This is a genomic window from Pseudoalteromonas sp. 0303 (genome assembly GCF_013349995.1).
Lineage (GTDB): Bacteria > Pseudomonadota > Gammaproteobacteria > Enterobacterales > Alteromonadaceae > Pseudoalteromonas.
Genome location: NZ_JABVXF010000071.1, coordinates 1 through 9,958, shown reverse-complemented (window position 1 = coordinate 9,958; position 9,958 = coordinate 1). Strand labels below are relative to the sequence as shown.

Here is a 9,958-nt window from a genome sequence, read left to right as displayed (position 1 = left end):
TTGGCTAATAAACTGGGTTCATAACTCGTGCCCTTTTTCAGCATGGCATACGCCGTCCGAACCGTTTTATTTGCTAACGCAATGGCGGCGCACTTCACACCGCGTCTTTCAACTAATGCTTTGAGCCATTGTTCTTTTTTCATTTTTGGTTCTCGATGCTTTAGTTGACTGATGACCGCTCTGGCTCCGAGAAACAAGTGGCTGCTGTATTACGTCCACTCGTAAAATGAGTTGTGTCAAACCAACCGCTGTGATGGGCCCGCCCCCCCTCAAGGGCCAGTAAACGTTCACACTGCTCATCTTGTTTTACTAAACCTGTCAGTAACTCATTTAATGTTTCTTTTAATGTTGATTGCGCTTTAAATAATTCATAGCACTGAGCTATACACTGCCTTAAACCAGCGGTTAATCCATTATCGCTATCCTCTAGAATCTCAGGGATAGCTTGCCTAAACGCGCATTCCGATTGTTTGATTACAATTCCAAATTCAAGTAACAAGCCTCTAATTTGATTAGCCAACTGCCGCTTCTGCTTTGCAGCTAACGCACGCATTCGCTCTATCGACTGTAAGCTTTGCTGTGCTTGTGTCAGTGATTTAGACGGGCGAACATTGGGTGAGGAAGAAGCCGCAGCTATTGCAATGACATCATTTGCATCCGTTCTCTGGGCCGTGCTTAACAATTTCATAACCGGCTGAAACCAGACGTTCAATTACCGCATTAATATCGTTTGTCACATAAGCAAAGTGAGCAAGACCTACTTGGTGCCCTGCTAAATCACGGTTTTCAGCTTCACCGTTATCGCTTAATGCAAGATATTGGTAATCATCACCAAAGTGCAGCCACTTGCGCGGTTTGCCCGACCATGTGCTATCGCCTTGACTACGCACACGCCAGTGCGGGAATGCCGCTTTATAAAAGTGCAGCATGGCATCAACATTACTAACAACAAGGTTTACGTGTTCTAAATACATGGTAGTTTTCCTTTTTATTTTTAAACTGCCATCAAGATAAAACCTCAAGTTAAGTTTAGGTAAAGCACTTTTTCAAATAAAAAAGCCCCACAAACGTGAGGCTTTAAAAATTGAGTAGTTATTGTTGAGTCAGCTACCAGCAACCTGCATTTGTTCAATCAATACAGAGCCTGTTTGAATACCACCGCGACGCTCGATGTCGCCACCTAAGCCCACAACGGCCTTAAACATATCTTTTAAGTTACCAGCAATCGTGATTTCACTTACTGGGTATTGAATTTCGCCATTCTCAACCCAAAAACCCGCCGCACCACGTGAGTAATCACCGGTTACCGTGTTCACACCTTGGCCCATAAGCTCAGTTACTAATAAGCCTGTGCCCATGGTTTTTAAAAGTGCTTTTAAATCGGCATGGGTTTGTTCAACTAGCCAGTTATGAATACCACCAGCATGACCCGTTGGTGCCATCGACAGTTTACGTGCCGCATAGCTTGCTAATAGGTAAGTTTGCAGCTCACCGCCTTGAATAATTTCACGGTCTACAGTTTTTAAACCTTCAGCATCAAACGGTGAAGACGCTAAACCTTTTAATAAATGCGGGCGCTCAGAGATATTCACACAATCGCTAAATACTTTAGTGCCTAAGCTATCAAGCAAGAAGCTCGATTTACGATAAAGCGCGCCGCCACCAATCGCTGACACTAAATGGCCGAATAATGAGTTAGCAATATCAGCTCTAAAAATTACAGGCACTTTCATGGTACCGAGCTTTTGGCTGTTAAGTTTAGCCAAGGTTTCGGTTGCCGCTTCGAGGCCTACTTTTGCAGCATCATTTAAGTCATCTTTATGGCGCGCGATGGTATAAGCCGAGTCGCGCTGCATTTGCTCGCCTTCTTTACCAATCACCATCGTACTAATGCTATGACGCGTACGCGGGTAACCTGCAATCATGCCATGGCTGTTACCATAAACACGTAAACCTTGGTGAGAAGAAAAACTCGCACCGTCTGAATTTACAATGCGCTCATCGGCATTTAACGCCGCTTGCTCTGCTTGATGACAAAACTCTACACCTTGTTCTGGGCTTACTTCCCACGGGTGGTATAAATCTAAATCTTGCGGTGCAAATTCAAGTAACTCTTTATCGGCGATACCATTAAATGGGTCGTCAGAGGTGAATTTTGCAATATCAATGGCTTTTTCGACCACTGTACGTAATGTTTTAGGGTTTAAGTCAGCCGTTGAAGCAGAGCCTTTGTTGTTGCCCACATAAACACTGATACCTAAGCCACCGTCTTGGTTAAACTCTATTGTTTCAACTTCGCCCATGCGCGTGCTGACAGACAAACCTGATGTGCTCGACATCGCCGCTTCAGCCGCAGTAGCACCCAATTTTTTTGCATGCTCCAGTACTTCGCTTACAGCGTCTTTCACTTCAGAAATGTGTTGATAAATAGGATCTTTCATCTTGTGTGTCCTAGGTTCTGATATTTTTTATAGTGTAACGAATGCTAACACACTGCGAGACCTGCATCAGCTAATATTAATCATTAACTAAATGGCGTATAATAGCGAATAGTTAAGTTTACTGAATGAGCATCCTTATGGCGAAGAAGAAAAAGCCACTTATCGAAGAAGAAATTATTTACGTATCAAAAAGCGAATTAAAACGTGAAGCCATGCAATATCATGGTCTGGGTGCTGAAATTGCAAAAATGCCGAAAAAGCAACGCGATCGTTTACCGCTTAATCACGATTTAAAAGAAGCCCTTGTTGTTTCTGATAAAGTAAGTGATAAGAGCGATGCTTACCGTCGTAACTTAAACTACATCGCAAAAGTATTACGTACCACAGAAAACGTTGATGAAATCCAAGCGATGATCGACATCATGCTTAATAAAAACAATCAAGCCGATGTTTTGATGAACAAAATCGAAACCCTGCGCGATGATTTGATTAAACAAGGTGACGATCTGATCAATTCAACAATTGATCAATACCCTTCTCTTGAGCGCCAAAAAATGCGCCAATTAGTCCGCAGCGCCGCAAAAGAAGTAAAAGCAGAAAAACCAGCCAAAGCTTATAAAGAGTTATTCCAGTATCTAAAAGATGCGATTATGCTTTAATTTCTTCGCGCGAAATAAATTTCACGCCTACATCACCGTAGGCGTCACGCTTGCTTGGCGCGTCTTAAACATCACGCAATACTCGACCATCGCGCGAAATAAATTTCACTCCTACAACCAAATACAATTCCAAAACGGGTAATCGCCAACTTGCTTAACTAATTTTGCGCGTAGAGGGTTTGCAACTACATATCGAGCTTGTTGTATTAGGTCGTTTTCATCTCTGATTTGATGATCATAAAAATTACTTTGCCAGACTACGACTTTACGCCCCTTCCTCTTTCGAATAGACATGGTCACCATGCTTTTATACAGCTTAATTACTGCTGATAAGTTTTGCTGAGGGCGAAGTTGAAATATCCAATGTAAATGGTCAGGCATGAGGACAAAGCAGATTGTCTCTACTTTATCTTCTAAATAGTATATTGCTTTGGCAGCATCAACTGCATATAGGTAGTTGGCAAATATAGGTACTCGATTCTCACAACATAGAGTTACTGAATAATAGCAATTTGAATGTGAGTTACGCCCTTTAAGTCTCTTCCTTGACGAAAACATAAACCTATCAATCCTGAAGGTAAAACCTGATCTTAGAACTTAAAAACACACCTAGCCAATTTACACCAAAAATGTTTAAAACATCGCGCGAAATAAATTTCACGCCTACATCAAACGTAGGCGTCACGCTTGCTTGGCGCGTCTTAAAGATCACACAAAACTCGACCATCGCGCGAAATAAATTTCACGCCTACATCAAACCGTAGGCGTCACGCTTGCTTGGCGCGCCTTAAACACCACGCAATACTCGACCATCGCGCGAAATAAATTTCACGCCTACATCAAACCGTAGGCGTCACGCTTGCTTGGCGCGTCTTAAACATCACGCAATACTCGACCAACGCGCGAAATAAATTTCACGCCTACATCAAACCGTAGGCGTCACGCTTGCTTGGCGCGCCTTAAACACCACGCAATACTCGACCATCGCGCGAAATAAATTTCACGCCTACATCAAACCGTAGGCGTCACGCTTGCTTGGCGCGTCTTGAGCTGACAGCTCCAAACAAAAAAGGCTCTGAGCGTTCACTCAGAGCCTTTTTAAAATCGATAATCAATTACCAGATTTTTACGCGATCTTCTGGTTTGATATACATCTTGTCGCCTTCTTTCACATCAAACGCCTGATAGAATTCTGGCATGTTTGAAAGAATACCGATTACACGATAGTGGCTTGGTGAATGAGGGTCTGTCATTAGGCGGTTACGTAACTCTTCATCACGATATTTACGGCGCCAAATTTGCGACCAACCCATGAAGAAACGCTGATCACCCGTGTAACCATCAATGATAGGCGCTTTTTCATCACCAAGTGATAACTGGTATGCCGTATAAGCAACTGTTAAGCCGCCTAAGTCACCAATGTTTTCACCTAATGTAAGCTGACCATTTACGCTAGCATCTTCAAATGGCTTGTACTCGTTATATTGAGCAACTAACTGACCTGTGCGCTCTTCAAACTGCTTAAGGTCTGATTCGCTCCACCAGTTACGTAAGTTACCGTCACCATCGTACTTCGCACCTTGGTCATCAAAACCGTGACCTAATTCGTGGCCGATTACTGCACCAATTGCACCGTAGTTAACAGCGTCATCAGCTTCTAGGTTAAAGAATGGCGGTTGTAAGATAGCCGCAGGGAATACAATCTCGTTGTTCACAGGGTTGTAGTAAGCGTTTACTGTTTGTGGTGTCATGTGCCACTCAGAACGGTCAACTGGCTTACCTAGTTTTGCAGTCATATCAGCATATTCCCACTCGCTGTGGCGAATGTAGTTACCTACTAAGTCATCACCTTTAACTTCAAGTGCTGAGTAGTCTTTCCATTTATCTGGGTAACCGATTTTTGGTGTGAACTTATCAAGCTTTTCTTTAGCCGCAATTTTTGTTTCTGGGCTCATCCACTCAAGGTTTTCAATCGCAACTGCATAACCTTTGATTACGTTATCTACTAGCTCTTCCATGCGCGCTTTTGCTTCAGGTGGGAAGTTTTCTTTAACGTATACTTTACCTAAAATTTCACCTAGTACACCGTTTGATGCATCAACCGCTTTTTTCCAAAGTGGAGATTGCTCTGTTACACCGCGAAGTGTTGTGCTGTAAAAATCAAAGTTAAGGTCTACTAGCTCTTTATCTAATAGGCGAGCGTAGTTGCTAACAAAGTGGAACTTAAGGTAGTTCTGCCACGTTGCTAAGTCTGTATCGTTGTAGATACCAGCAAATTTTTCTAGGTAGCTAGGCTGGCGAATGATTACATCTTCAGTTTTGATACCTGATGCATCAAGGTAAGCTGCAAAATCAAAGTCGCCAGTAAGTTTGTTAGCATCTGCAACACTCATCTTATTGTAAGATTTAGTTGCATCACGGCTTTCAACACGGCTCCACTGCGCATCAGCAATGCTTGTTTCAAGATCGATAATTGCTTTCGCCGCAGATTCTGCATCAGCTACACCGGCTTTGCTTAAGATAGCTGTTACGTATGCTTGATAAGCTTCACGAATTTTTGTGAATTTTTCTTCATCTTTTAGGTAGTAGTCGCGATCTGGTAAACCTAAACCAGACTGATAAACATACATCGCGTTTTCGCTAGAGTTTTTCGCGTCGTTGTTTACGTACCAACCAAACGGTAAGCTACCGCCTTTAATACGAAGTTCAGCCATTAAAGCAACAAGATCTGACTTGTTCTTAACTGCATCAACGCTTTCTAGCACTGGTGTTAATGGCTTGATACCTGCCGCTTCACGGCCTGCTTCGTCCATATAGCTGTTATAGAATGCAGCTAGTTTAGCTTCATCAGAGCCTGGCTTAACGTCTTTATTTGCCGCTGCTTTTTCTAGCACTTCTTTCATCGCTTTTTGCGAATCATCGTAAAGCTGAGTGAATGAACCGTAGTTTGATTTATCACCTGGAATTTCAGTTTTCTCTAACCATTCGCCGTTTACGTGATAGTAAAAGTCATCTTGTGCGCGAACAGACTTGTCCATGTTCGCCAATTCAATGCCTGAATTTAAAGGAGCTTTTGCTTCAGTTACGGTCGCAGTTGCTGGTGCTTTAGTTTCTTGTTCTTTTTCACCACAACCAACAAGACCGAGGGCTAGTGCAATACTTGCCGCGGTAAGTGTTACTTTTTTCATGGGAGTCCCGTACTAATTATTTTTTGATGTATTTATCGAAAAACTAGCAAACGTAATTAATCATTAGTTTTTCGCTTTAACCATAATAAACCTCTCAAGCAAAACAATAAAACCGAATATGTAACAATTCTTATCAAAACAGGATAAGCCGCATTTTTGAGCGATGGGAGGGGTGGTTAGCGGTAGCATTGTAGGCGTGATTTTATATCGCGCGATATACAAAAGATAACGCGGGGTAACCCGCTGCTACGGTTTTACCCAATCATCAAACGTAGAAGATGTATGGACTCCTACATGCATTACAACAAACGTGACTGCTCGGCTCAAAACTGAAAGCTTAAAGCTATGCCTTTATTTTTTCCGCCCATGTTGCGCTAAACGCTCTAACTTAGCTTTTAACGATGGTGGGGCGTCTGCAGCAATAGCGCTGAGGTAATCAGCAGTTTGTTCGCTCATTTGACGTTTAGAAACAGGCTTTTGTTCTGGCTTATGAGTTGCCAATAAGCGCTGCGTTGCTTGTGGGTTTGCGGTAATTTTAATTTGCCCAAGCTCGACCATGCCAGCGGCACGAAAATGCGAAAGCATATCCATTTTTAAGTAATTTAAACGCAGTGCAATCGGTGCCGAAACCGCTTCGATCATCAAAGTACCATCACGGTAATTACTTATCCGGCATTTTTTTGAAAGTGTTTCACCTAAAAAGTCATCAAGAATGGTTTGTTGAGAAGACAAGCCTTGGGTTTTACCAGCATAAGACGCCAAGCGGCCACTTAAGCCAGCCATAATATCGCCAACAGCCTTTGGCGCATATCTATCTTTTGCCATTAATCGTCTACCTAAAAGGTTAATCACCATAAAGAGAATATACCACCTACGTAAATATGAAGCTATTAGGTTTGAGCGTCGAGGCGCGAGATGCGGTTTTGGTAATGCAAGGTCGTCATTTATGACGACAAGATATTACATAACCTTCACCAGTGACGCGCTAAAGCACGACCTACAAGATAACGCGCGAAATAAACTTCACGCCTACAATGACACCTATCACCTCAGCAGCGAATATGTACATTTTGCCCAAGACTTATAGCTTAAAGCCCGCTCCCCCTTCCTCCGCCGTGATTGTTTCTGGTACACTTTTCCTTTGTTTTTTATTTAACTTGAATGATGACTCAACACTCTCTTACTTTAATCGTATTGGCTGGCGGGCTGGGTAGCCGCTTTGGCGGAAACAAACAAATTGCCGAAATTCCAGGGCTGGGCTGTACCATCATGGAGCTTAGTATTCAGGATGCGGTTAAAGCGGGCGTGAGCCAAGCGGTGCTCATCATTAATAAAAAAATTCGTGCTGAGTTTGAAGCGACGATTTTACCGCGCCTGCCTGAGTCGCTCGAAGTAATCCTAGTTGAGCAAGAAATTAGTGCAGTGCCAAATGGCTATGAGCACCTAGCCGCTGAACGCCAAAAACCTTGGGGCACAGGCCATGCATTACTTTGCGCAAAACCCTATGTGAATAATCCAGCTATTGTCATTACAGCCGATGATTATTATGGCGAGTCTTCTTTTGCAATTATTAGCGAACACTTTAAGCAGCATAGCAATTGGGCGATGGTAGGTTACCCAATAAAAGATACCCTATCCGAAGAAGGTGGCGTAAACCGTGGTGTATGCTCTGTTGATAGCCACCAGCACTTAACTGATGTAGCCGAGTACCTAGACATCAAACTCGAAAATAACGTTTTAAAGGGTAACAACCCACAAAGTGAAAGGTTAAAAATAGCCGATGAAGCCCTTGGCTCAATGAGCTTTTGGGGAATAACACCTAGTTTATTTAATGACTTAGAAAAAGGCTTTACTGAGTTTTTAGAAAATACTGACAACGGTGTCATTAAAGAGTACTATTTACCCAATGAGATACAACTCGCGATTAAAGATAACCGCCAAGCTGTAACCGTTTATACTGCAAAAGAGTCATGGTATGGCGTGACCTACAAAGCTGAATTGGATGCAATAGCACACACTTTATGTCAGTTACGTCGTAAGCAAAACGATTACCCCTTGCCTCTTCTAGCAAAAAATAAGTAATGGAAAATTAATGAAGTCGAATCCTGTTGCAACTTATCTTTCTGAGCACTTTGGCTTAAGCACAGATAACGTAACGCTAAAGCCAATTGGCAATGGCCATATCAACACAACTATGTTGCTTAAGAATGAAAAGAACGCTTTGGTGGTGCAAAAGTTAAATACCGATGTGTTTCCTAACCCTGAGCATCTAGTTGAAAATGCGCGACTAATTGAGCAGCACCTAAGTGAAAAACACAGCAATGGTGAGTACAGCCTCGAAATTATTCGTCATGTTCCAACTATCGAAAATGACTTTTTAGTCGAATACGATCAAGGTGTTTGGCGTGCACTCGAATTTATTGGCGGCAGTTATAGTGAAGATGTAGTAGCAACTATCTCGCAAGCACAAACTGCAGCCAATGCATTTGGCCAATTCGCTTTGGCATTACAAGACTTTCAGGCTGAACAGCTTCATCATGTGATCCCTGATTTTCATAACTTAGCGATGCGCTTTGACGCCTTTAAAAAGGTAATCGAAAAAGATCCTGCAAATCGCGTGGCACTTTGCCAAGACGACATCGATTTTTGTTTAGCTCAGCAAGGTTTGGTTGATGAATTAAAGCAGCTTGAAGGTAACGTTCCTTTAAGACCTTGTCATAACGATACAAAGATCAACAACATGCTGTTTTGCACACAGTCAGATGATGCAAAAGCCGTCATTGACCTCGATACCTGTATGCCTGGTTATTGGTTATTTGATTTTGGCGATATGGTGCGTACCTTCTGCTCTCCTGAGCAAGAAGATTCAACCAACCTAAATAATGTGCGCGTTCGTGAAGAGATCTTCGCCGCTATCGTTAAAGGTTATGTTGAACCACTACAAGATGTGATCACCAACGCCGAAAAAGAAAGCTTCTGGTTGGGCACCAAAGTTATGACCTTTATGATTGGCCTGCGCTTTTTAACAGACTTTATTGATGGCGATAATTATTTTGCCACCAAGCATGCAAACCACAACCTAGAACGCGCCCGTAACCAGTTTGCTCTTTATCGCGATATTCTTGAAAAAGAACATACGTTAAAAGCGATATTAGAGATAAATAAGGGCTAGATAATTAGTGGAAGGTACTCAAAATAGCAATATCGATTTACAATAATTAGTTAATCATTTTATAGCAATTGATCGTCTCAAACAGTTCTGTTAATTAAGCTAATGAGTTTAAGGGCTTTGTTTTATCCCGTAAAAATTTAATTAACTAATATTTTCTAATGTACTAAGGGATATTTTAGAGATTGGAGCGGCACACGAGGCTCGAACTCGTGACCTCAACCTTGGCAAGGTTGCGCTCTACCAACTGAGCTAGTGCCGCTTTTAAGTAGTCAGTGATTTGTCCGTTGTCGCACAACCTGAAGGTTGCGGTGAAACGTTCTGGCAACTGAGCTAGTGCCGCATTAAATAGTTTCTAGTTACAAGATTCAAGTTACAAGTTTGAATAGCTTGATGCTTTCAACTTTCCCCTTGAAACTTATCTCAATTTCTTTTGGTGAGAAATTGGAGCGGCACACGAGGCTCGAACTCGTGACCTCAACCTTGGCAAGGTTGCGCTCT

At 42.4% G+C, this 9,958-nt stretch carries 8 protein-coding genes, 1 tRNA gene and 2 pseudogenes; 3 read left to right on the top strand and 8 right to left on the bottom strand.

The window, feature by feature from the left end:
• The 4 genes and pseudogenes from HUS62_RS23535 to pmbA form a co-directional block, all read right to left on the bottom strand.
• Positions 1-203: pseudogene (locus tag HUS62_RS23535) on the bottom strand (IS110 family transposase); the annotation flags it as partial.
• Positions 161-688, bottom strand: a complete 528-nt coding sequence (locus tag HUS62_RS23530; RefSeq protein WP_175081144.1) for a transposase — start codon at positions 686-688, stop codon at positions 161-163. The pseudogene HUS62_RS23535 and the gene HUS62_RS23530, both read right to left, overlap by 43 nt.
• Positions 660-974 (bottom strand): annotated as a pseudogene (locus tag HUS62_RS21905) (VOC family protein); the annotation flags it as partial. The gene HUS62_RS23530 and the pseudogene HUS62_RS21905, both read right to left, overlap by 29 nt.
• A gap of 129 nt (positions 975-1,103) precedes the next feature.
• The gene (pmbA, locus tag HUS62_RS21900) at positions 1,104-2,441 is read right to left on the bottom strand and encodes a metalloprotease PmbA (RefSeq protein WP_055021365.1); all 1,338 of its coding nucleotides are present in this window, start codon (positions 2,439-2,441) and stop codon (positions 1,104-1,106) included.
• A gap of 137 nt (positions 2,442-2,578) precedes the next feature.
• Between pmbA and yjgA the strand changes: the two genes are divergently transcribed.
• Positions 2,579-3,100 carry a ribosome biogenesis factor YjgA gene (gene yjgA / locus HUS62_RS21895; RefSeq protein WP_054563425.1) on the top strand — a complete coding sequence of 174 codons (522 nt, stop codon included), beginning with the start codon at positions 2,579-2,581 and terminating at the stop codon, positions 3,098-3,100.
• 111 nt (positions 3,101-3,211) lie between these two features.
• On the opposite strand, the gene HUS62_RS21890 is transcribed toward yjgA, so the two are convergent.
• From HUS62_RS21890 to HUS62_RS21880, 3 genes are all read right to left on the bottom strand, one after another.
• The gene (locus tag HUS62_RS21890; RefSeq protein WP_175081142.1) at positions 3,212-3,658 is read right to left on the bottom strand and encodes an REP-associated tyrosine transposase; all 447 of its coding nucleotides are present in this window, start codon (positions 3,656-3,658) and stop codon (positions 3,212-3,214) included.
• 557 nt (positions 3,659-4,215) lie between these two features.
• Positions 4,216-6,288 carry a M13 family metallopeptidase gene (locus HUS62_RS21885; RefSeq protein WP_054563310.1) on the bottom strand — a complete coding sequence of 691 codons (2,073 nt, stop codon included), beginning with the start codon at positions 6,286-6,288 and terminating at the stop codon, positions 4,216-4,218.
• 351 nt (positions 6,289-6,639) lie between these two features.
• Complete coding sequence (locus HUS62_RS21880) at positions 6,640-7,113, bottom strand: DUF721 domain-containing protein (RefSeq protein WP_175081141.1); 474 nt, start codon at positions 7,111-7,113, stop codon at positions 6,640-6,642.
• Between the two features lie 339 nt (positions 7,114-7,452).
• On the opposite strand from HUS62_RS21880, the gene HUS62_RS21875 reads away from it, so the two are divergent.
• Together HUS62_RS21875 and HUS62_RS21870 are read left to right on the top strand one after the other, a co-directional pair.
• Positions 7,453-8,370, top strand: coding sequence for an NTP transferase domain-containing protein (locus HUS62_RS21875; protein WP_175081145.1), 918 nt, complete (start codon positions 7,453-7,455; stop codon positions 8,368-8,370).
• 10 nt (positions 8,371-8,380) lie between these two features.
• Positions 8,381-9,460 (top strand): phosphotransferase enzyme family protein, encoded by a 1,080-nt coding sequence (locus tag HUS62_RS21870; protein ID WP_175081140.1) that lies wholly within the window; start codon positions 8,381-8,383, stop codon positions 9,458-9,460.
• Positions 9,461-9,643: 183 nt separating this feature from the next.
• Here HUS62_RS21870 and HUS62_RS21865 read toward each other — a convergent pair.
• A tRNA-Gly gene (locus HUS62_RS21865) sits at positions 9,644-9,719 on the bottom strand.
• Positions 9,720-9,958 lie beyond the last annotated feature (239 nt).